This window comes from Cellulomonas sp. P4_D11, from assembly GCF_056401915.1.
Genome location: NZ_JBFUIK010000020.1, coordinates 42,963 through 64,519, shown reverse-complemented (window position 1 = coordinate 64,519; position 21,557 = coordinate 42,963). Strand labels below are relative to the sequence as shown.

The following is a 21,557-nucleotide window of genomic DNA, read 5'->3' as shown; positions in this document are numbered from 1 at the left end:
GCCGGACACGGCAGCGTCCGCGTGCGCCGGGGCCACAAGGGCCGGGGCGCACGCGGACGCATGACCGTCACTACAGGTGCGACGGAACCGTCAGAGACGCTCGCCGACGTACGTGGTGAGCGCGACGAGGCTGTTCGAGTAGCCCCACTCGTTGTCGTACCAGGCGATGATCTTGACCAGGTCGCCGCTCACCTTGGTGAGCTTCGAGTCGAAGATGCTCTGGTGCGGGTTCGTGACGATGTCGCTCGACACGATCTCGTCCTCGACGTACTCGAGGATGCCCTTGAGCGGACCCTCGGCGGCGGCCTTGACCGCGGCGTTGACCTCGTCGACGGTGACCTCGCGCGAGGCCGTGAACGTCAGGTCCGTGGCCGAGCCCGTGATGACCGGGACGCGGAGCGCGAAGCCGTCGAGCTTGCCCTTGAGCTCCGGGAGCACGAGCGCCACGGCCTTGGCCGCACCGGTCGACGTCGGGACGATGTTCTGCGCGGCGGCGCGGGCGCGACGGAGGTCCTTGTGGGGACCGTCCTGCAGGTTCTGGTCACCGGTGTAGGCGTGGATCGTGGTCATGAGACCGCGCTCGATGCCGATCGAGTCGTTGAGCGCCTTGGCCACGGGGGCCAGGCAGTTCGTCGTGCACGACGCGTTCGAGATGATGTGCTGCGTCGCGGCGTCGTACTGCTCGTGGTTCACGCCGACGACGAACGTGCCGTCCTCGTTCTTCGCCGGGGCGGAGATGATGACCTTCTTGGCGCCGGCCTCGAGGTGCGCCTTCGCCTTGGTCGCGTCCGTGAAGAAGCCGGTCGACTCGATGACGATGTCCGCGCCCAGCTCCTTCCAGGGGAGGCTGGCGGGGTCACGCTCGGCGAGGGCGCGGATCTTCTTGCCGTCCACGATGATGTTCTCGTCGTCGAAGTCCACGCTCAGCGGGAAGCGACCGAGCACCGTGTCGTACTTGAGCAGGTGCGCGAGCGTCTTGTTGTCCGTGAGGTCGTTCACGCCGACGATCTCGATGTCGGCACCGGACGCGATGATCGCCCGGTAGAAGTTACGCCCGATACGGCCGAAGCCGTTGATACCGACGCGGATGGTCACTTGCCCTCCTCGGCAGCGCCGACGGGGGGCCGGCGCACACATTTTGGTGATGGGGTCACGCACGCCGCTGTGCGCTCCGGACGTCTACGGCTCGTGCTGCTCCACATGCCCAGCACGTGACCGTCGTGTGACGTTCGGATGACACGACCCTATACCAGGTGACCGGGCTCACGCCGCGACGTAGGTCCCTGGTGAGACACCCCAGGGCCCGCTCAGAGGTCGAGCAGGTCCGGGCTGAGGCCCGCCTCCGTGTCCGGGATCCCCAGCTCCGCGGCGCGCTTGTCCGCGGTGGCCAGCAGGCGCCGGATCCGTCCCGCGACGGCGTCCTTGGTGAGCGTCGGCACGGCGAGCTTGCCCAGCTCCTCGAGCGACGCCTCCTTGTGCGCGAGCCGGAGCTCGCCGGCCTCGCGCAGGTGCTCCGGCAGCTCGTCGCCGAGGATCTCGAAGGCACGCTCGACCCGTGCGCCCGCGGCGACCGCGGCGCGCGCCGAGCGGCGCAGGTTGGCGTCGTCGAAGTTGGCCAGCCGGTTGGCGGTGCCCCGGACCTCGCGCCGCACACGGCGCTCCTCCCAGACCAGCACGGTCTCGTGCGCGCCGAGCCGGGTGAGCATCGCGCTGATCGCGTCCCCGTCGCGGATGACGACGCGGTCGATCCCGCGAACCTCGCGCGCCTTGGCGGCGATGCCCAGCCGACGCGCGGCGCCGACCAGGGCGAGCGCGGCCTCCGGGCCGGGGCAGGTGACCTCGAGCGCCGAGGACCGACCGGGCTCCGTGAGCGAGCCGTGCGCGAGGAAGGCACCGCGCCAGGCGGACTCGGCCTCGGCGACCCCGGCCGACACGACCTGCGGCGGCAGACCTCGCACAGGGCGACCCCGGTTGTCCAGGAGCCCGGTCTGCCGCGCGAGCGACTCGCCGTCCTTGACCACCCGGACCACGTAGCGGCTGCCGCGGCGCAGGCCGCCGCCGGACACGACGATGATCTCGCTCTCGTGGCCGTACACCTCGGCGATCGCCTGCCGCAGCCGTCGGGCGGCGATGCCCGTGTCCAGCTCCGCCTCGATGACGATCCGACCCGAGATGATGTGCAAGCCACCCGCGAACCTCAGGGTGGCCGAGACCTCGGCCTTCCGTGAGGACGTCTTGTCCACCTTCAGACGGGCGAGCTCGTCCTTCACCTGTGCCGTCAACGCCATGGCTGCATCCTGCCATTGCAGGACGCGTGCCCGGGACCGCTCCCGTCACCTACTCGGGTGGGTTCTCGCGGGTGCCGACGTCCCCGAGGAAGCCGTCCAGCACGTCCGAGTACGCGCCCGCGAGCCGCAGCGGGTCGTGCCGCGCGGTGCCGTCGCCCCTGCTGACCTGACGCAGCAGCAGGCGTGCGCCCAGGTCCGCGCTCCGCGCGGCCAGCGCGGACACGTCCTCCACCGCCGACGGGTCGGCCACGACCGCGTCGATCCGCAGCTCGGGCGCGTGCACCCGCAGCACGTCCAGGTACTGGTCGGCGCTCATGCCCGCCGTCTCCCCCGATTCACCCGAGGAGAGGTTGAGGGTGAGGATCGTGCGTGCGCTCGTCCGGCCCAACGCGTCGCGCAGCCCCGGCACCAGCAGGTGCGGCAGGACGGAGGTGTACCAGGACCCGGGCCCGAGCACGATCCAGTCGGCGGCCTCCACGGCCGCCACGGCCTCGGGGCACGCGGGCGGGTCGGCGGGGTCGAGCCGCACCTGCGCGATCGTGCCGGTGGTGACCGCGACGGCGCTCTGCCCGACCACCCGTCGCGTCGTCCCGCCACCGTCGACGACGTCGGCCTCGATGAGCAGCGGCACCGACGCCATCGGCAGCACCCGGCCGCGGGCGCCCAGGAGCTTGCCCACCCAGTCGAGGCCCTCGACCGTGTCGCCCAGCAGCTCCCACAGCGCGACGATGAGCAGGTTGCCGACCGCGTGGTTGTCGAGGTCGCCGGTCGAGCTGAACCGGTGCTGGAGGACGTCGCGCCAGGTCCGGCCCCAGTCCGAGTCGTCGCACAGCGCGGCCAGGGCCATCCGCAGGTCGCCGGGCGGCAGGACGCCGAGCTCGTCGCGCAGCCGGCCCGAGGAGCCCCCGTCGTCGGCCACGGTGACGACGGCGGTGATCCGGTCCGTCATGAGCCGCAGGGCCGACAGCGAGGCCGACAGGCCGTGACCACCACCCAGTGCGACGACGGCCGGCGCGGCCGCCCTCATTCCTTGCCGAGGTCGCGGGCCGACACGGAGACGAGGTGCCCCCGGTCCCGCAACCTCGCAGCGATGGCCTCGCTGACCGCGACCGAGCGGTGCTTGCCGCCCGTGCAGCCGACGGCGATGGTCACGTACCGCTTCTCCTCGTTGAGGTACCCGGCGAGCACCGGCTCGAGGGCGTCGACGTACCGCTCGACGAACGTCACGGCCCCGGGCAGGCCGAGCACGTAGTCCCGCACCGGGGCGTCGCGGCCCGTGAGGTGGCGGAGCTCGGTGATCCAGTAGGGGTTGGCCAGGAACCGCATGTCGACCACGTGGTCCGCGTCCAGCGGCAGCCCGTACTTGAACCCGAACGAGACGACGGAGATCCGCAGCGCGTCCTCGGCCCCGCTCGCGACGACGGCCCGGACCTCGCGGGCCAGGTCGTGCACGTTGAGCTCCGAGGTGTCGATGAGGGTGTCGGCCCGCTCGCGCAGGTCCGCGAGGACCGCGCGCTCCTCCGCGATGCCGTCGAGGATCCGGCCCTGGCCCTGCAGCGGGTGCGGACGGCGGACCTGCTCGAACCGCCGCACCAGCACCTCGTCGGACGCGTCGAGGAAGAGGATCCGGTACTCGACGCCCGACTCGCGCAGCCCCTGCAGCACGGGCGACAGGTCGCGGAAGAACTCGCGGCCGCGCACGTCGATGACGGCCGCGAGGCGCTGGGCTCCCGCGCCCGCGGGCCCGCTGGTGAGCATGCCGACCAGGTGCGTGAGCATCTGGGCCGGCAGGTTGTCGATCACGTACCAGTCGAGGTCCTCCAGCACGGCGGCGGCCCGGGTCCGGCCGGCACCCGACATGCCGGTGATGATGAGGACCTGCGGCTGGCTCAGGTGGGGCGCCTCGGTGGCCGCCTCGAGGGCGGGGATCCCGGCGGGCACCGTGATCGGCGAAGGCTCGTCGCTCATGCGTCCAGCATGCCAGCCGACCCGGCGACCGCCTCCGACGCCACCGGCACGGCGGCGTTCTCACCCGGTGCGGCGAGGGCTGCCACTACGGCCGCCGCCGTGCGGTCGCCCATGCCCTGCACGGACGCGATCTCCTCGACTGACGCCGCCCGCAGCCGCTTCACCGACCCGAAGTGCCGGAGCAGCGCCGCCTGCCGCGCCGGACCCAGGCCCGGCACGCCGTCCAGCACGGACGTCGTCATGCCCTTGCTGCGGCGCTTGCGGTGCGCGGTGATCGCGAACCGGTGCGCCTCGTCCCGCAGCCGCTGCAGGAGGTAGAGCCCTTCGGAGCTCCGCTGCATGATCACCGGGTACTCCTCCCCCGGGAGCCAGACCTCCTCGAGCCGCTTGGCCAGCCCGCACAACGCCACGTCGTCGATCCCGAGCTCCGCCATCGCCGCCGCCGCGGCGGCCACCTGCGGCGGACCGCCGTCGACCACCACGAGGTTCGGCGGGTACGCGAACCGCACCGGCTTGCCCGTGACCTCGTCGATCGGACCGGACCGCAGCGGCTGGTCGTCGTCGTCCTCGCCGATGCCCAGCTCCACGTCCCGGGCGTCCGCCCGGTCGGCCAGGTAGCGGCGGAACCGTCGTGTGATGACCTCGTGCATCGCGGCCGTGTCGTCCCGCGCGCCCTGCCCCTCGGGTCCGCGCACGCTGAACAGCCGGTACTCGCTCTTGCGCGCCAGCCCGTCCTCGAACACCACCATCGACGCCGACTGGTACGTGCCCTGGTTGTGCGAGACGTCGTAGCACTCGATGCGCAGCGGCGCCGACGGCAGGTCGAGCGCCTCCTGGATCTCCTGCAGCGCCTGGCTGCGGGTGGTCAGGTCACCCGCGCGGCGCGTGCGGTGCAGCACCAGCGAGTGCTCGGCGTTGCGCCGCACGGTCTCCGCCAGCTCGCGCTTGTCGCCGCGCTGCGGCACCCGCACCGAGACCTTGCTGCCGCGCAGGCCCGTCAGCCACGCCTGCACCTGGTCCACGTCCGGGGGCAGGACCGGCACGAGCACCTCGCGCGGGACCGCCGACGAGCCGGGATCGCCGTCGCCAGAGGCCTCGTTGCCGTAGATCTGCTGGAGCAGGTGCTCCACCAGCTCCGCGTCCGTGACGTCCTCCACCTTCTCGACCACCCACCCGCGCTGGCCGCGGATGCGCCCGTCGCGCACGTGGAACACCTGGACCGCGGCCTCCAGCTCGTCGCCCGAGAGCGCGAAGATGTCCGCGTCCGTGCCGTCCGCGAGCACGACCGCGTTCTTCTCGGTGGCCCGTTCGAGGGTCGCGATGTCGTCCCGCAGCCGTGCCGCCCGCTCGTAGTCGAGCTCCGCCGCCGCCTCCTTCATCCGCGCCGTCAGCCGGCGCGTGAACTTCGCGGTGTCTCCCGCCATGAAGTCGCAGAAGTCCTGCGCGAGCTGGTGGTGGTCGTCGGGCGAGATGCGGCCCACGCACGGCGCCGAGCACTTGTCGATGTACCCGAGCAGGCACGGCCGGCCCTGCTGGTGGGCGCGCTTGAAGACGCCCGCGGAGCACGTGCGGACCGGGAACACCCGCAGCAGCAGGTCGACGGTCTCCCGGATCGCCCACGCGTGCGCGTAGGGGCCGAAGTACCGCGTGCCCTTGCGCTTGGCGCCCCGCATGACCTGGATGCGCGGAAACTCGTCGGCCATGGTCACCGCGAGGTAGGGGTATGACTTGTCGTCGCGGTACTTCACGTTGAACCGGGGGTCGAACTCCTTGATCCACGAATACTCGAGCGCGAGCGCCTCGACCTCCGTGCCCACGACCGTCCACTGCACCGACGCCGCCGTGGTGACCATCTGCCGGGTGCGCTGGTGGAGCCCCGAGATGTCCTGGAAGTAGCTGGACAGGCGCGAGCGGAGGCTCTTGGCCTTGCCGACGTAGATGACGCGGCCGTGCTCGTCGCGGAAGCGGTACACGCCCGGGGAGTCCGGGATCTCCCCCGGGGCGGGGCGGTACGTGGCGGGATCAGCCATGCGTTCGAGCCTAGTTCGCGCCACGGACGCTGCGGACCGCGCCAGCGCCCCGCAGCCGAGCCGTCGCCGCTACCGTGGACCGATGGGCCCCCTCCACACCTACTCCGTCGACGTCACCTGGACCGGCGCCGGTGCCGCCGGGACGTCGAGCTACACCGCGTACAGCCGGGACCACGAGGTCCGGATCGGCTCGAAGCCGCCGCTGCTCGGCTCGTCCGACCCCGCGTTCCGCGGCGACCCGTCCCGCTACAACCCGGAGGAGCTCCTGGTCAGCGCACTGGCGCAGTGCCACATGCTCTGGTTCCTGCACCTGGCGGCGGTGGCCGGCGTGGTCGTCGTCGGGTACGAGGACAAGGCCGTCGGCACGATGCGCATCGAGGCCGCCGGTCAGGGTCAGTTCCGCGAGGTCGTCCTGCGGCCCCGCGTGACCGTGGCGCCCGGCGCCCACCTGCCCGACGGCGGCGCGGTCACGGACGCCGTGCTGGGCGGCATCCATCACCAGGCGCACGAGCACTGCTTCATCTCCCGCTCCGTCAACTTCCCCGTCCGGCACGAGCCTGTCCCGGTCCGGATGGCCGTCGCCGGCTGAGCCGCGACGGCTCGCCCTCGCGCGGCCCGACCGGTCACGCCGGGACGCGCTGCTTGACCGCCCGACGCTTGACGGGCTGCGCGACGGGCTCGAGCACCTCGGCGAGGAACCGGCCGGTGTGGCTCTCGTCGACCGAGGCGATGTGCTCGGGCGTGCCCTCGGCGATGACCAGGCCGCCGCCGCTGCCGCCCTCGGGACCCATGTCGATCACCCAGTCGGCGTTCTTGATGACGTCGAGGTTGTGCTCGATCACGATGACGGAGTTGCCCTTGTCGACGAGCGACTGCAGCACCCCGAGCAGCTTGCGGATGTCCTCGAAGTGCAGACCCGTGGTCGGCTCGTCGAGCACGTAGATCGTGCGCCCGGTCGACCGCCGCTGCAGCTCGGCCGCGAGCTTGACACGCTGCGCCTCGCCGCCCGACAGGGTCGGGGCGGGCTGGCCGAGCCGCACGTACCCGAGCCCGACGTCGACCAGGGTGCGCAGGTGCCGGGAGATCGCGGGCACCGCGGCGAAGAACTCCGCGGCCTCCTCGATCGGCATGTTGAGCACGTCGGCGACCGTCTTGCCCTTGAAGTGCACCTCGAGCGTCTCGCGGTTGTAGCGCGCGCCGTGGCAGACCTCGCACGGGACGTACACGTCCGGCAGGAAGTTCATCTCGATCTTCAGGGTGCCGTCGCCGGAGCACGCCTCGCAGCGACCGCCCTTGACGTTGAACGAGAACCGGCCGGGCGTGTAGCCGCGGACCTTCGCCTCGGTGGTCTCGGCGAACAGGCGGCGGACGTGGTCCCAGACGCCCGTGTACGTGGCCGGGTTGGACCGCGGAGTGCGCCCGATCGGTCCCTGGTCCACGTGCACGACCTTGTCCAGGTGCTCCAGACCGGTGACGCGCTTGTGCCGGCCGGCCACCTGCCGGGCCCCGTTGAGCTCGTTGGCGAGCACGGTGTAGAGGATCGCGTTGACGAGCGTCGACTTGCCCGAGCCCGAGACGCCCGTGACCGCGGTGAGCACGCCGAGGGGGAACGACACGTCGATCCCCTGCAGGTTGTGCTCGCGCGCGCCGACGACCGTGAGCTGGCGCTTCTTGTCCGTGGGCCGGCGCACGCTCGGCATCGGGATGGTCCGGCGGCCGGACAGGTAGGCGCCCGTCACCGACTCGGCGGACGAGAGCAGTCCGGCGAGGTCGCCCGAGTGGACGACCCGACCGCCGTGCTCGCCGGCGCCGGGGCCGATGTCGACGATCCAGTCGGCGGTGCGGATGGTGTCCTCGTCGTGCTCGACGACGATCAGCGTGTTGCCGAGGTCCCGCAGGCGCGTGAGCGTGTCGATGAGTCGCCGGTTGTCGCGCTGGTGCAGCCCGATGCTCGGCTCGTCCAGCACGTACAGCACGCCGACCAGCCCGGAGCCGATCTGCGTCGCCAGGCGGATGCGCTGCGCCTCGCCGCCGGACAGCGTCGCGGCCGGGCGCGTCAGCGACAGGTAGTCGAGGCCGACGTCGAGCAGGAAGCCGAGCCGCGCCTGGATCTCCTTGAGCACCTGCATGGCGATCGCCCGCTCGCGCTCGCCCAGCTCGAGAGAGTCGAGGAAGCCCCGCGCCTCCCGGATGGGCAGCGCGCAGACCTCGGCGATCGACTTGCCGCCCACGCGGACCGCGAGCACCTCGGGCTTGAGCCGCGCGCCCTCGCACACCGGGCACGGCACCTCGCGCATGAAGGCCTCGTACTTCTCCTTGCTCCAGTCCGAGTCCGTCTCCGTGTGCCGGCGCTCGAGGAACGTGATGACGCCCTCGAAACCGGTCGAGTACTGGCGCTCGCGGCCCCAGCGGTTCTTGTAGCGGACCTTGACCTCGTGGTTCTGGCCGTGCAGCACCGCGTCCTTCGCGCGCTGCGGCAGGGCGCGCCACGGCACCGAGGTGGAGAAGCCCATGTCCGAGGCCAGCGCGCTCAGCACGCGGCCGAAGTACTCGCTCGAGATCTGCGACCACGGCGCGACCGCGCCCTCGTCGAGCGAGAGGTCCTCGTCGGGGACCACGAGGTCCGGGTCGACCTCGAGACGCGAGCCGATGCCCGTGCACTCCGGGCAGGCGCCGTAGGGCGCGTTGAACGAGAACGTCCGCGGCTCGATCTCGTCGAGGGCCAGCACGTGGTCGTTCGGGCACGCGCGGTGCTCCGAGAAGCGACGCTCCCGGTTCAGGTCGTCGATGTCCGCGTCCACCAGCTCGACGACCAGGAGCCCGCCGGCCAGGCCGAGGGCGGTCTCCACGGAGTCGGTGAGCCGGCGCTGCACGCCCTCGCGCGAGACGAGGCGGTCGATGACCACCTCGATGTCGTGCTTGAGCTTCTTCTCGAGCGTGGGCGGGTCCGTGAGCTGCACGACCTCGCCGTCCACGCGCGCGCGGGCGAAGCCCTTGCTCTGCAGCTCCTTGAACAGGTCCGCGTACTCGCCCTTGCGACCGCGGACCACGGGGGCCAGCACCTGGTAGCGCGTGCCCTCGGGCAGCTCGAGCAGCCGGTCGACGATCTGCTGCGGCGTCTGCGCCGTGACGCGCTCGCCGCAGATCGGGCAGTACTGGGTGCCGGCGCGCGCGTACAGCAGGCGGAGGTAGTCGTAGACCTCGGTGATGGTGCCGACCGTCGAGCGCGGGTTGCGGTTGGTCGACTTCTGGTCGATCGACACCGCGGGCGAGAGCCCCTCGATGAAGTCGACGTCGGGCTTGTCCATCTGCCCGAGGAACTGCCGGGCGTACGCCGAGAGGGACTCGACGTACCGCCGCTGCCCCTCGGCGAAGATCGTGTCGAACGCCAGCGACGACTTCCCCGACCCGGACAGACCGGTGAACACGATGAGCTTGTCGCGCGGGAGATCGAGGTCGACGTTCCGAAGGTTGTGCTCGCGGGCGCCCTGCACCACCAGTCGTTCGTTCACGGCGGGGAGTCTACGTGCCGACACTGACAATCGCACATCTGTTCGACGTGAGCGAACGCACACCCGGCCGACGTGCCGCTCCCCCGGACCCGGTCCATGCTCGGCACGTGGACAGACCCGACGCCGTCGTCGACCCCCCGCTGGTGCCGATCGAGGACTACGCGGTGCTCGGGGACGGGAAGACCGCAGCGCTGGTCTCCCGCCGCGGCTCGATCGACTGGATGTGCCTGCCCACCTTCGACTCCGACGCCTGCTTCGCGCGCCTGCTCGGCTCGCCGGACAACGGCCGCTGGCTGCTGTCCGTGCGGGACGCGACCTCGGTGACCCGGCGCTACCTGGACGACTCCTTCGTCCTGGAGACGACGTACGAGACGGCCGCCGGCACCGCGGTGGTGCAGGAGACGATGCCGCTCAACGACGGCCGGTCCGACCTCGTGCGGCGGCTCGTGTGCACCCGCGGCAGCGTCGACGTCGAGCACGAGTGGATCGTGCGGTTCGGGTACGGCGCGGTCGAGCCGTGGGTGCGACGCATCACCGACGACGCAGGTGACGACGCGATCCGGGCCATCGCCGGGCCGGACTCGCTGCTGCTGCGTGGGGACCGGCTACCCACTCCCGACGACCACCGGCACGCCGACCGGTTCACGCTGCGGCAGGGCGAGTCCGTCGAGCTCGCGCTGACCTGGACGCGGTCGTGGGACCCGGTGCCTCCCCGGCTGACCATCGAGGACCGGATCGACAGCACCCGCATCGGCTGGGGCCTGTGGGCCCGCAGCTGCGGGTACACGGGCTCCTACCGGGAGGCGGTCGTCCGGTCGCTTCTCGTGCTGCGCGCGCTGACGGACTCGGAGACCGGCGGGATCGTCGCGGCGGCGACGACGTCGCTGCCCGAGGACTTCGGGGGCGAGCGCAACTGGGACTACCGCTACTGCTGGCTCCGCGACGCCGCGATGACGCTCGAGGCGCTGCTCGAGCACGGCTACCGCGACGAGGCCACCGAGTGGCGCGACTGGCTGCTGCGGGCCGTCGCAGGCAACCCCGCCGACCTGCAGATCATGTACCGCGTCGACGGCGGGCGGGACCTGCCCGAGCGCGAGCTGGGCCACCTCGCGGGGTACGCGGGCTCGCGGCCGGTCCGCATCGGCAACGCCGCCGTGGGCCAGGTGCAGAACGACGTGCTCGGCGAGGTGATGTGCGCCCTGGAGATGGCGCGCGAGGCGGGCCTCGACGAGACCGACGACTCCTGGTCGCTGCAGCGGCACCTCGTCGACCACCTGCTCACGCGCTGGCGCGAGCCGGACCGCGGCATCTGGGAGGTCCGCGGCGACCCGCAGCACTTCACGCACTCCAAGGTCATGGCCTGGGCGGCGGTCGACCGCGCCGTCCGCGCCACCGAGAGGCACGGCCTCGACGGCCCCGTCGACCGGTGGCGCTCGGAGCGGGACGCCATCCACGCGGACGTCCTGGCCCACGCGTGGGACGCCGACCGGGGGACGTTCGTGCAGGCGTACGGCGCCGAGCACACGGATGCGGCGCTCCTGCAGCTGGTGCAGGTCGGCTTCCTCCCGGCGGACGACCCGCGGATGGTGTCGACGCTCGCCATGATCCGGTCCGAGCTCGAGATCGCGCCCGGCCTGCTGCGCCGCTACCGCACGGAGCACACCGACGACGGCGTCGCGGGCGACGAGCACGCGTTCCTCGCCTGCTCGTTCTGGCTGGCCGACGCCCTCGCCCGCGCCGACGACGTCGACGGCTCGACCGAGGTGCTCGACCGCCTCGTGGCCCTGGCCAACGACGTCGGGCTGCTGGCCGAGCAGTACGACCCGGTGGGCCGCCGGATGGCGGGGAACGTCCCGCAGGCCCTGTCGCACCTGGCGCTGGTCCGCGCGGTGCACAGCCACGACCTCGCGATGGAGAGGGCGCGACGATGACCGGCGACCCGCAGGCGTCGAGCGCGCTCGAGCAGCTCGAGATCCGCACAGTGTCCGTCGGGCCGATGGACAACAACGCCTACCTGCTGACGAGCCGGCGCGACGGCGCCCAGCTGCTCGTCGACGCCGCGGACGACCCCGACCGTCTGCTCGCCCTCGTCAACGAGGGCTCCGGCAGCCTCGAGCTGGTCGTCACCACCCACCGGCATCCCGACCACCACCGCGCGCTCGCCTCGCTCCTCGCCGTCACCGGGGCGGACGCGGCAGCGGGTGCCGACGACGCCGACGCGATCACGGAGGCGACCGACATCCGGATCGCCCGGCGGCTCCATGACGGCGACGTCCTCAGGCTCGGCCGGGCGAGGCTCCAGGTCATCGCGCTGCGTGGTCACACCCCGGGGTCGGTGGCGCTGGCCTACGAGGAGCCGGGCGGGCCCGTGCACCTGTTCACCGGCGACTCGCTCTTCCCCGGCGGCGTCGGTGCCACCACGGACGCGGCGGCGTTCGACCAGCTCTACGACGACGTCGTCACCCGGCTGTTCGACCGCTTCGCCGACGACACCGTCGTGCACCCGGGCCACGGCCGCGGCACGACCCTCGGCGCCGAACGGCCTCACCTGGCGGAGTGGCGCGCCCGCGGCTGGTGACCGGCCGACCACCCGACCGGGTGAAGTTCTGTCCGAAACGGACATCTCGGACACGCGCATCACTAGCGTCTCTCTCGGCGGTGCTCGCCAGGCCGCCCGGCGTCGACGCACCAGGGGGCAGTCATGCGCGGCAACCACTCGTCCGTGCGCCGGAGGATCGCGCGCCTCGTCGTCGCCGCCCTTCTCGTCGCGGGGGCGCCGCTCGCCCTCGCCACGTCGGCCCAGGCCGATCCGAACGACTCCGTGATCGCAGGGCGGCTGGTTGCCCCGGACGGAACACCGGCGACCGGCTTCCACGTGTGCGCGTTCGAGTACAACGGGCCTCTGGAGGTCTGCGAAGACACCGCGGCCGACGGTGCGTTCGACGTGACCGTGCCGCCGGGCGAGTACTACCTGCAGTTCACCGGGGTGACGGACTCTTTCCTCGTGTCCGAGACGTGGCTGTCGGCGCCCGACACCGCCCCCATGTCCTTGACGACGTACCCGGGCAACACGACGAGCATCGGGAGCTACGCGCTCCAGCTCGGGGGCTCGATCTCGGGACTCCTGCTCAACCCGGACGGGACGCCGGCGGCGGGGGTCGAGGTCACCCTGCGGAACCTGCTGATCGAGAACTGGCAGTGGGACTACAGCTACTCCGCCACGACGGCCGCCGACGGGAGCTTCCGCTTCTGGCACCTGCCCGCACTGGCGGCGTACACGTTCCGCGGCATCGCGATCGCCGACCCCGCAGTCGCCGCAGCGGGCTACCTCGTCGAGCCGGGGAACGACACGTCCCTGGGGAGCATCACGCTCGCCGGACCGACCGGCACCGCTCCCGCCACGGTGACGGCGACGGGGAGCGCCACCACGCAGATCGGCATCCCGACGACCGTTGACGTGACCGTCGCCGGCGGGTTGGGCGTGCCGACGGGGACGGTCGCGGTCCGGGACACCGCAGGGACGGGTGGGCCCGTAGCGCTCGACGGTGCGGGTCACGCGACCCTGACGTACGCGCCGGACTCCACCTGGTCGCCGCCGACGGTCGTCTACTCCGGCGACGACACCTACGGCGCCGCGACGACCGCGCTCACGACCCCGACCGCCGTGCCCGGCGCACCGACGCTCTTCAACCCGGGGAACGACGACGCGTCGACGACGACGGGCGGCAGCTTCTTCGTCCAGGGCAGCGGGCTCGGTGCTGGCACGACCTTCACCCTCGACGGCGTCCCGATCTCGGGGAGCGTCGACGGAACGGGGACGAGCGCAACGTTCTCGCTGCCGCCGCACGTGGGCGGGACCGCCTGGCTCGTCGCGACCAACGCGGCGGGCTCGTCGAGCGCCGAGGCGGCGTACTACGCCCGGTCCGACGCCCACCCGACGATCACGGCCGCCGACCCCAGCAGCAACGCGGGCGGCATCCTCACGTACACGGTGTCGCTGACCCCGCCCGTGGGTCCGACGCCGACCGGCTCCGTGACGTTCCGCATCGACGGCGGGGCCCGGCACACCGTCCCGGTCGTCGGCGGCGTCGCCACGTACACGACGGGCCTCGGCGCGGGCGTGCACCGCCTCACGGCGTCGTACAGCGGCGACGCGACCTACCTGTCGTCCGCCGTGTCGATGCAGCAGGGCACGATCGCCGCGCCGACCGTCACCTCGGTCTCTCCGGCCGTCGTCACCCCGCTCGGCGGGGAGGTCCTCACGGTCACGGGCACCGGCTTCACCAACCTGACCACGATCACCATCGGCGGGAACGTCGGCGGGAACGCCGTGGTCGACTCCCCGACGGTGATGCACGTGACGATGCCGGCCAACAACACGACCGGCGCGGGCCGCGTCGTCGCGCACAACTACGCCGGCGAGAGCACGGGCGACGTGGTCGTGACGTCCCAGCGCATCCCCACGACCGTGACCCTCACGCCCTCGGTGCCCGCCCCCGCGCCCGGGGCGTCGTTCACCGTCACCGCGACGGTCGGCGCCACGCACGGGGTGGCGACCGGCGGCCTGCTCACGCTCCTCGTCGACGGCACCGGCGTCGGCGACGCCCCGCTGGTCGGCGGCGTCGCGACGTTCACCACCTCGCTGCCCGCGGGCTCGCACACGCTCAGCACTACCTACGCCGGCAACAACACGTTCGTGGGCTCGACGGGCTCCCGCGCGCTCGCGACCGGAGCCACCCGGCCGTCCCTCACCAAGGTCTCCCCCGCATCGGGCTGCACGGCGGGCCGCAACTACGTCACGCTCACCGGCGCGCGCCTCACCGGCGCGACCGCCGTCACCTTCGGTTCGGCACCGAGCGCGGACATCCGCCAGGTCTCCGCCAGCTCGCTCCTGGTCCGGGTACCCCCGCACGGTGCGAGCATCGTCCGGGTCGCCGTGACCACCCCCGGCGGCACGACGACGGACGTCGTCCGGTACACGTACGTCGCCCCCGCGGCGGGCCACACCTGCCCGAACCCGCCGCCCACGGTGCTCCCGCGGGTCACAGGCGTGAGCCCCGCGACGGGCTGCACGGCGGGTCGCGGGTACGTCACGCTGACCGGCTTCGCGTTCACCGGCGCGACCAGGGTCACGTTCGGCAGCGCGGTCTCCACCGTGGTCAGCGTCACCTCCGACACACGCCTGTCCGTCCGGGTCCCGCCGCACGGCGCCAGCACCGTCCAGGTCGCCGTGACGACGGCCGCCGGGACGTCGACCCTGAACGCCCGGTACACCTACGTCGCGCCGCCGGCCGGGATGACCTGCGGCCCCACTCCGACCTGATCCGGTCAGCCCTCGAGGATCGACTCGCGCACGACGCGGCGCAGCACCTTGCCCACCTGCGACCGGGGCAGCTCGTCCACCACGACGAGCCGGCGCGGCAGCGCGTACCGGGCGAGGTGCTGCTCCCCCCACGCGCGCACGGCCTCGAGGTCGACGCCCCGCGCGCCCGGCTCCAGCACCACGGCGGCGACCACGGTCTCGCCGAGGTCCCCGCCGGGCACGCCGACGACGGCGACGTCGGAGACACCCGGCATCGTCCGCAGCCAGTCCTCGACCTGCGACGGGTACACCTTGAAGCCACCGCTGACGATGACCTCCTTGATGCGGTCGACGAGCACGACCCAGCCGGTCTCGTCGACCGTCACGATGTCGCCCGTGCGCAGCCAGCCGTCGTCGAGCAGCTGCTCCGCCGTCTCGTCGGGCCGCCGCCAATAGCCGGCGAACACCTGGGGGCCGCGGATCAGCAGCTCCCCGCGCTCGCCCGGGTCGACCTCGCGCGTGACGTCCGTCGGGTCGACCACGCGGATGCTCGTGCTCGGGAACGGCAGGCCGAGCGTGCCGGGGCGGCGGGCGTCGGTCAGCGGGTTGCCCAGCGCGACCGGCGACGTCTCCGTCATGCCGTAGCCCTCGATGACTAGTCCCCCGGTCACCGCCTCCCACGCCTGCGCGGTCGCGGCAGGCAGGGCCATCGCCCCGGAGATCGCGTAGCGGAAGGACGTGAGGTTCGCGCCGGTCGCACGCGCGGCGGCCGCCAGGCGGTCAAGCATCGGCGGGACGGCGGGCAGGAACGTGCCGGGCACGCGCTTCTGGGTGGCGAGCACGCGGGCAGGGTCGAACGACGGGAACGCGACGAGGGTCGCGCCCAGCCGCACCGCGTAGCTCAGGCAGAGCATCAGTCCGAAGGCGTGGAAGAACGGGAGGACCCCGTAGACGACCTCCGTGCCCGGGGTCGCGCCCGTCCACGCCTGGCCCTGGACGGTGTTCGCGACGAGGTTCCGGTGCGTGAGCATGGCGCCCTTCGGCGTCCCGGTGGTGCCGCCCGTGTACTGCAGGAGCGCGACCTCGGACGCGTCCGGCGCGGCGTGCGCGGGGTCGAGCGGGGTCGCACGGGCGACCAGCCGGTGCCACATCGGGAACGCGGGCGGCACCTTCCCGCACATCGCGGCGCGGGCCCTGCGCGCACTCGGGAGCGGAAGGCGCAGCGCCAGGCGCTTGCCGCGGGACAGGTCGGCCGACAGGTCCACCGCCACGACGGCCTTCAGCGCGGTCCTCGGCAGCGACTCGAGCACGCGCGGCACGGCCTTCTCCCACACCAGCGCGACGACCGCCCCGGAGTCGGCCAGCTGGTGGGCCAGCTCGCCGCTCGAGTACGTGGGGTTGTGCTCGACCACGACGGCGCCGATCCGCAGCGCGGCGTAGAACGCGACGACGTGCCCGGTGCAGTTCGGCATGACCAGGGCGACGCGGTCGCCGGGACGCACGCCGAGGTCGAGCAGCACCTGCGCGCCGCGGGCGACGGCGTCGGCCAGCTCGCGGTACGTGGTCGCGGCGCCGAGGAAGTCCACGGCCGTCCGGTCCGGCCATCGCTCGGCCGCGCGATCGAGGGCCGCCGTCAGCGGCTCGTCGGGGATCGCCACCTCTCGCGGGGCGCCGGTGGAGGTTCCGGACGGTCGGCCTGATCCCACGGTGGTCATCTCCCGATCGTAACCTACGGTTGCGTAAGTTACTTGTGAGTAGGTTATGCGTCGTCGACGCGTGACCAGCGCGTCACCGTGAGGCCGTCGGCCTCCACCTCGATCTCGCCGCGCACGAACCGCGCCCGCTCCAGCACGCGCTCGCTCGCCGTGTTCTCGAGCATCGTCAGGGCGTAGACGCGGTCCGCTCCATGCGTCAGGGCCCACGCCGAGAGCGCCCGGACCGACGCCGTCGCGAGGCCGAGGCCACGTCCTTCCGGCAGGAACGCGTAGTAGAGGTACGGGCCGTCGACCCGCAGCACGATGCCGGCGGTGCCCACCGCGGTGCCGTCGCGCTCGACGACGAAGCGTCCTCCGCGCCCGTCCGCACGGTTCGCCAGGTTGCGAGCCACGCGCTGCCGCGCCTCGTCGACGCCGACATCGGCGGGGTAGTACGTCCACTGCGGGACGTCGGGCACCCGGGACAGGGCGTGGTCGAGCGGCCAGTCCTCGGCCCGTACCGCGCGCAGGCGCGCGGAGGCGCTGTCGACGTCGAGGTCCAGCGAGTCCGGCAGCTCCACGTCACGCCTCCGGCGGTCCCAGGACGGACGTCGCGACCGTGGCGTGCGCGGACTCGTCGTCGGACGGGTGGAACATGCCGGCGAGGACGTCGCGGTACAGCCGGCCGAGCTCGCTGCCGCTGAAGTAGGAGCCTCCGCCGGAGACGCGGATCGCGTTGTCGACGACGACGCGCGCGGACTCGGTGGCCCGGACCTTGAGCCCGACCAGCTGCGCGAACCAGCGGCTCCCGTGGTCGACCTGCTCGTCGACGTCCCGCGCGAGCGCGAAGACCTGCAGCTCCGCGCCGTCCTGCGCCAGCACGGCGTCGGCGATCCGCCAGCGGATGTCCGGGTCCTGGGCGTAGGCGCGGCCGTCGTACTTCATCGACGTCCGGCGCCGTGCCGCCGCGACGCCGAGCTCGATCGCCCGCCGCCCGATCCCGGTGTAGACCGCGCCGAGCAGGATCTCGAACACCGCGAAGAGCGCGAACACGAACGGGTCGGCGCTCGGACCCGGCGGCAGGGAGCGGTAGACGCGGTTGGCGCGGGCCAGGGCGCCGTCGAGCACGGTCGTGGCCGACTGCGTCGCGCGCATGCCGAGCGTGTCCCAGTCGTCACGGGTCTGCACGCCGCCGTCGGCACGCGACACCACCCCGTGCACCAGGCGCGGGTCGTCCGGGTCCGAGTCGTCGAGCCCGAAGGTGGCCAGCCGCGTCCACACCGGGGACAGCGACGTGAAGATCTTCGTGCCCGTGTACCGGTAGGCGCCGTCGGGCTGCCGCTCGGCGCGGGTCCGCGACCCGAACATCACCAGGTCGTTGCCGGCCTCGGAGTTGCCGAACGCGAAGATCTCCCCCGCCGCGGCGTCGCGCAGGACGAACTCGACCGACGCGTCCCCGCGCCCGACCAGCAGCGCCGCCAACCCGGTGACGACGAGGTGCATGTTCACGGCCAGCGCCGTGGCGGGTGCGGCGGCGGCGAGCCGGACCTGCTCGCGCGCCACCTCCTCGAGCGTGAGGCCGGCGCCACCGAGCTCGACCGGCACGAAGGCCGTGAGGTACCCGGCAGCGACGAGGTCGGCGAGGTCGTCGTGCGGGAACGTGTTCTCGCGGTCGTGCCCCGGTGCTCGCTCGTGGATCCGTTCGAGCAGGTCGTCGGTGAGCAGCGTGCGCAACGTGCGGGCCATGTCAGCAACTCTGCCACCGGCTCGGGCAGGATGACGCCATGCCCACCTATGCCGTCCGCTACACCTACGACGAGCGCGACGACGTGCGCGACGTGTTCCGCGCCGAGCACCGCGCCTACCTGTCCGGCCTGGCCGAGCAGGGCGCGCTCCTCGTCTCCGGACCGTTCGCCGACGGCGCCCCGGGTGCGCTGCTGGTGTTCCGGGCCGGCGACGAGGCGGCCGTCGACGCGATCCTCGCGGCCGACCCCTTCGCCCGCGAGGGTCTGGTGACCGACGCGGAGGTGCGTGCGTGGGAGCCGGTGCTCGGGCCCTGGAGCGCCTGACCGGTCAGTCGGTGACGTCCGCGGGCGGCTTCGTCCCCGCCGCGGCGGAGCGCTCGTCGAGGCGGACCTTGAGGATGCTGGCGAGCGCGGTCACGGTGAGGATCGCGACGATCGTGCAGAGGGACAGCCAGATCGGGATCTCCGGCGCCCACTGGACGGGCTCGCCGCCGTTGATGAACGGGACCTCGTTCTCGTGCAGCGCGTGCGCCACGAGCTTCACGCCGATGAACCCCAGCAGGACCGCCAGCCCGATGTTCAGGTAGACGAGGCGCTTGAGCAGGTCGCCCAGCAGGAAGTACAGCTGGCGCAGGCCCATCAGGGCGAACAGGTTCGCCATGAGCACCAGGTACGGCTCGCTGGTCAGGCCGAAGATCGCCGGGATCGAGTCGAACGCGAACAGCAGGTCCGTGGCACCCAGCGCGACCAGCACCACGAACATCGGAGTCATCAGCCGGCGGCCGTGCTCGACGACGGTGAGCTTCACGCCGTGGTACTCGGGCGTCGCCGGGAAGATCCGCTGCACGATCCGGAGCAGGAGCGGCGGGTGGAACTCGTCGTCGTCGCCCGCCGCGCCCTCCCGCCCGACCTTCCAGGCGGTCCAGACGAGGAAAGCGCCGAACAGGTAGAACACCCAGCTGAACGCGTCGATGACCGCGGCGCCCGCCCAGATGAAGATCCCCCGGAACACCAGCGCGAGGATGATCCCGATGAGCAGCGCCGTCTGCTGGTACGCCCGCGGCACCGCGAACTTGCCCATGATCAGCAGGAACACGAACAGGTTGTCCACCGACAGCGAGTACTCGGTCAGCCAGCCCGCGTAGAACTGGCCGGCATACTCCCCGCCCCACTGCAGCCAGACCCAGCCACCGAAGAGCAGGGCGAGGCCGATGTACATCGCCAGGTAGCGCAGGCACTCGGCGGTCGTCGGCACGTGCGGCCGGCGGCCGACGACGGCGACGTCGACCACGAGCAGCGCGCCGGCCAGGCCGAGCGAGACGATCCAGACGAGGGAGTCGACGTGCAAGAGATGGTCCTCAGTTCTCGGTCTTCGACGCGATGCTCGCGTCACTGCGGGTCTTCAGGAGGCTCAGGACGGTCGCCACGACGAGCGTGCCGAGGATGACCGTGAGCGACAGCCAGATGGGGATCTCGGGCGCCCAGGCCACCGGCTCGCCGTTGTTGATGAACGGCAGCTCGTTGACGTGAAGGGCGTGCAGCACCAGCTTCACGCCGATGAACCCGAGGATGATCGCGAGCCCCTGCGACAGGTAGATGAGTCGCTCGAGCAGGCCGCCGATGAGGAAGTACAGCTGGCGCAGGCCCAGCAGCGCGAACGCGTTCGCCGTGAAGACGATGTACGGCTCCTCGGTCAGCCCGTAGATCGCCGGGATCGAGTCGAGCGCGAACAGCACGTCGGTGGACCCGATCGCGACCATGACGACGAGCATCGGCGTGAAGAACCGCTTGCCGTCGAGCCGCACCGTCAGCCGGTCCCCGTGGTACTCCTCGACCGTCGGGACGAACCGCTTGAACAGGCGCACGGCGATGCCGTCACGCTCCTCCCGCGGGTCCGGGTGCTCGGCGTCGTGGTGCTCGCGGGCCAGCTTGACCGCCGTGTACACGAGGAACGCGCCGAAGATGTAGAACACCCACGAGAACTGCTCGATGGCGGCGGCGCCGGCCAGGATGAACACGGTCCGCAGGATCAGCGCGATGACGACGCCGACCAGGAGCACCTTCTGCTGGTACTCCCGGGGCACCGCGAACTTCGTCATGATGATGAGGAAGACGAAGAGGTTGTCCACCGAGAGGCTCTTCTCGGTGATGTACCCGGCGAAGTACTCGGTGCCGGGGCCCCAGCCCCAGGCCATGCCGACGACCACCCCGAAGACCAGGGCGAGGGCGATGTAGAAGATCGACCAGCGCGCCGACTCCGAGAAGCTCGGGGCGTGCGGGGTGCGCACGTGCGCGTAGAAGTCGAAGACGATCAGGCCGACGACGAAGACCGCCGTTGCTGCCCAGACCCATCCGGCCACGTCCATGCAGATTCCTCCGGTACGAGAGTTGCTTCGGTACCGAAGGTCTCCCCCGCCCGCACCGGAGTGTCGCGGACCGATCCAGCCGGGCCCCGCGCGAGCGGGTCCGTGATGACGACGGGATCGTGTGTGGGGTACTCCCCTTCAACGTCGGCAAGCATAGGGCACGCAGGTGTCGGCGCTGTGAACCGTCCACCGGGAGGAGCTCACTGCAGGCAGAACTCGTTGCCCTCGGGGTCCGTCATGACGATCCAGAACGAGCCCGGACCTTCCTCGCCCTCGAACTCGCGCAGCTGCGTCGCGCCGAGCGCCGCGAGCTCGGCGGCCCTCTGGCGGCAGCGGGCCGGCCGGTCGGCGCGCTCCAGGCCGGCGCCGACGTTCACGTCGAGGTGCACCCGGTTCTTGGCGGTCTTGCCCTCGGGCACCCTCTGGAACAGCAGCCGCGGTCCCGCGCCGTCGGGATCGACCACCGCGTACGCCGAGTTCCGTTCCTCGGGCGGCACCCCGAGGGTGTCGAGGAACGCGTCCCAGCTGGTGTGCCCGTCCGGCGGGGGCTGCTCGACGTAGCCGAGCACCTCACCCCAGAACCGCCCGAGCGCCGCCGGGTCCGCCGCGTCGAACGTCACCTGGACCGGGACCGCCATCGGTGTTCCTCCTC

The 21,557-nt window shown here is 72.2% G+C and carries 17 protein-coding genes; 5 read left to right on the top strand and 12 right to left on the bottom strand.

Going from position 1 to position 21,557, the window contains the following annotated elements; genetic code table 11:
* Positions 1–90: 90 nt before the first annotated feature.
* From gap to uvrC, 5 genes are all read right to left on the bottom strand, one after another.
* Positions 91–1,095, bottom strand: coding sequence for a type I glyceraldehyde-3-phosphate dehydrogenase (gene gap, locus AC1DT4_RS13695; protein WP_477090348.1), 1,005 nt, complete (start codon positions 1,093–1,095; stop codon positions 91–93).
* A 212-nt stretch (positions 1,096–1,307) separates the two neighbouring features.
* Positions 1,308–2,288: a DNA-binding protein WhiA gene (whiA, locus tag AC1DT4_RS13690; RefSeq protein ID WP_370503989.1), complete on the bottom strand. Its 981-nt coding sequence runs from the start codon at positions 2,286–2,288 to the stop codon at positions 1,308–1,310.
* Positions 2,289–2,337: 49 nt separating this feature from the next.
* The gene (locus AC1DT4_RS13685; RefSeq protein WP_477090347.1) at positions 2,338–3,315 is read right to left on the bottom strand and encodes a gluconeogenesis factor YvcK family protein; all 978 of its coding nucleotides are present in this window, start codon (positions 3,313–3,315) and stop codon (positions 2,338–2,340) included.
* A complete protein-coding gene (rapZ, locus tag AC1DT4_RS13680; protein ID WP_477090346.1) occupies positions 3,312–4,256 on the bottom strand; it encodes an RNase adapter RapZ in 945 nt (314 codons plus the stop codon). The genes AC1DT4_RS13685 and rapZ overlap by 4 nt, the downstream gene beginning before the upstream one ends.
* A complete protein-coding gene (gene uvrC / locus AC1DT4_RS13675; protein ID WP_477090345.1) occupies positions 4,253–6,286 on the bottom strand; it encodes an excinuclease ABC subunit UvrC in 2,034 nt (677 codons plus the stop codon). Before uvrC ends, rapZ begins: the two co-directional genes overlap by 4 nt.
* Positions 6,287–6,368: 82 nt before the next feature.
* On the opposite strand from uvrC, the gene AC1DT4_RS13670 reads away from it, so the two are divergent.
* The gene (locus AC1DT4_RS13670; protein WP_477090344.1) at positions 6,369–6,875 is read left to right on the top strand and encodes an OsmC family protein; all 507 of its coding nucleotides are present in this window, start codon (positions 6,369–6,371) and stop codon (positions 6,873–6,875) included.
* Positions 6,876–6,909: 34 nt separating this feature from the next.
* On the opposite strand, the gene uvrA is transcribed toward AC1DT4_RS13670, so the two are convergent.
* Entirely contained in the window at positions 6,910–9,798 is a 2,889-nt protein-coding gene (gene uvrA, locus AC1DT4_RS13665; protein WP_477090343.1) for an excinuclease ABC subunit UvrA, read from the bottom strand.
* A gap of 107 nt (positions 9,799–9,905) precedes the next feature.
* On the opposite strand from uvrA, the gene AC1DT4_RS13660 reads away from it, so the two are divergent.
* The 3 genes from AC1DT4_RS13660 (at position 9,906) to AC1DT4_RS13650 (ending at position 15,121) form a co-directional block, all read left to right on the top strand.
* Positions 9,906–11,729: a glycoside hydrolase family 15 protein gene (locus AC1DT4_RS13660; RefSeq protein WP_477090342.1), complete on the top strand. Its 1,824-nt coding sequence runs from the start codon at positions 9,906–9,908 to the stop codon at positions 11,727–11,729.
* On the top strand, positions 11,726–12,376 hold the full coding sequence (locus AC1DT4_RS13655; protein ID WP_477090341.1) for an MBL fold metallo-hydrolase: 651 nt from the start codon (positions 11,726–11,728) through the stop codon (positions 12,374–12,376). The genes AC1DT4_RS13660 and AC1DT4_RS13655 overlap by 4 nt, the downstream gene beginning before the upstream one ends.
* A 123-nt stretch (positions 12,377–12,499) precedes the next feature.
* Positions 12,500–15,121 carry an Ig-like domain repeat protein gene (locus tag AC1DT4_RS13650; protein ID WP_477090340.1) on the top strand — a complete coding sequence of 874 codons (2,622 nt, stop codon included), beginning with the start codon at positions 12,500–12,502 and terminating at the stop codon, positions 15,119–15,121.
* Positions 15,122–15,126: 5 nt separating this feature from the next.
* Here AC1DT4_RS13650 and AC1DT4_RS13645 read toward each other — a convergent pair whose 3' ends face one another.
* The 3 genes from AC1DT4_RS13645 to AC1DT4_RS13635 are packed head-to-tail and all read right to left on the bottom strand — an operon-like array spanning position 15,127 to position 18,540.
* The gene (locus AC1DT4_RS13645; protein WP_477090339.1) at positions 15,127–16,815 is read right to left on the bottom strand and encodes an AMP-binding protein; all 1,689 of its coding nucleotides are present in this window, start codon (positions 16,813–16,815) and stop codon (positions 15,127–15,129) included.
* Between the two features lie 44 nt (positions 16,816–16,859).
* Complete coding sequence (locus AC1DT4_RS13640) at positions 16,860–17,375, bottom strand: GNAT family N-acetyltransferase (protein WP_477090338.1); 516 nt, start codon at positions 17,373–17,375, stop codon at positions 16,860–16,862.
* Between the two features lies 1 nt (position 17,376).
* Positions 17,377–18,540 carry an acyl-CoA dehydrogenase family protein gene (locus AC1DT4_RS13635; protein WP_477090337.1) on the bottom strand — a complete coding sequence of 388 codons (1,164 nt, stop codon included), beginning with the start codon at positions 18,538–18,540 and terminating at the stop codon, positions 17,377–17,379.
* A gap of 38 nt (positions 18,541–18,578) precedes the next feature.
* Between AC1DT4_RS13635 and AC1DT4_RS13630 the strand changes: the two genes are divergently transcribed.
* Positions 18,579–18,863, top strand: a complete 285-nt coding sequence (locus AC1DT4_RS13630) for a YciI family protein (protein WP_477090336.1) — start codon at positions 18,579–18,581, stop codon at positions 18,861–18,863.
* A gap of 4 nt (positions 18,864–18,867) precedes the next feature.
* On the opposite strand, the gene AC1DT4_RS13625 is transcribed toward AC1DT4_RS13630, so the two are convergent.
* The 3 genes from AC1DT4_RS13625 to AC1DT4_RS13615 all read right to left on the bottom strand — a co-directional run bounded on the left by AC1DT4_RS13625 (position 18,868) and on the right by AC1DT4_RS13615 (position 21,543).
* Positions 18,868–19,887 (bottom strand): TerC family protein, encoded by a 1,020-nt coding sequence (locus AC1DT4_RS13625; protein ID WP_477090335.1) that lies wholly within the window; start codon positions 19,885–19,887, stop codon positions 18,868–18,870.
* Between the two features lie 10 nt (positions 19,888–19,897).
* Entirely contained in the window at positions 19,898–20,905 is a 1,008-nt protein-coding gene (locus AC1DT4_RS13620; RefSeq protein WP_477090334.1) for a TerC family protein, read from the bottom strand.
* 200 nt (positions 20,906–21,105) lie between these two features.
* Positions 21,106–21,543: a VOC family protein gene (locus AC1DT4_RS13615; protein ID WP_477090333.1), complete on the bottom strand. Its 438-nt coding sequence runs from the start codon at positions 21,541–21,543 to the stop codon at positions 21,106–21,108.
* Between the last annotated feature and the right edge of the window lie 14 nt (positions 21,544–21,557).

What these genes read in the sequence shown, in the direction of transcription:
- whiA (WP_370503989.1), bottom strand. Translation starts at nt 2,288, where the DNA reads ATGGCGTTGACGGCACAGGTGAAGGACGAGCTCGCCCGTCTGAAGGTG.
- AC1DT4_RS13685 (WP_477090347.1), bottom strand. Translation starts at nt 3,315, where the DNA reads ATGAGGGCGGCCGCGCCGGCCGTCGTCGCACTGGGTGGTGGTCACGGC.
- rapZ (WP_477090346.1), bottom strand. Translation starts at nt 4,256, where the DNA reads ATGAGCGACGAGCCTTCGCCGATCACGGTGCCCGCCGGGATCCCCGCC.
- uvrC (WP_477090345.1), bottom strand. Translation starts at nt 6,286, where the DNA reads ATGGCTGATCCCGCCACGTACCGCCCCGCCCCGGGGGAGATCCCGGAC.
- AC1DT4_RS13670 (WP_477090344.1), top strand. Translation starts at nt 6,369, where the DNA reads ATGGGCCCCCTCCACACCTACTCCGTCGACGTCACCTGGACCGGCGCC.
- AC1DT4_RS13655 (WP_477090341.1), top strand. Translation starts at nt 11,726, where the DNA reads ATGACCGGCGACCCGCAGGCGTCGAGCGCGCTCGAGCAGCTCGAGATC.
- AC1DT4_RS13650 (WP_477090340.1), top strand. Translation starts at nt 12,500, where the DNA reads ATGCGCGGCAACCACTCGTCCGTGCGCCGGAGGATCGCGCGCCTCGTC.
- AC1DT4_RS13645 (WP_477090339.1), bottom strand. Translation starts at nt 16,815, where the DNA reads ATGACCACCGTGGGATCAGGCCGACCGTCCGGAACCTCCACCGGCGCC.
- AC1DT4_RS13635 (WP_477090337.1), bottom strand. Translation starts at nt 18,540, where the DNA reads ATGGCCCGCACGTTGCGCACGCTGCTCACCGACGACCTGCTCGAACGG.
- AC1DT4_RS13630 (WP_477090336.1), top strand. Translation starts at nt 18,579, where the DNA reads ATGCCCACCTATGCCGTCCGCTACACCTACGACGAGCGCGACGACGTG.
- AC1DT4_RS13620 (WP_477090334.1), bottom strand. Translation starts at nt 20,905, where the DNA reads ATGGACGTGGCCGGATGGGTCTGGGCAGCAACGGCGGTCTTCGTCGTC.
- AC1DT4_RS13615 (WP_477090333.1), bottom strand. Translation starts at nt 21,543, where the DNA reads ATGGCGGTCCCGGTCCAGGTGACGTTCGACGCGGCGGACCCGGCGGCG.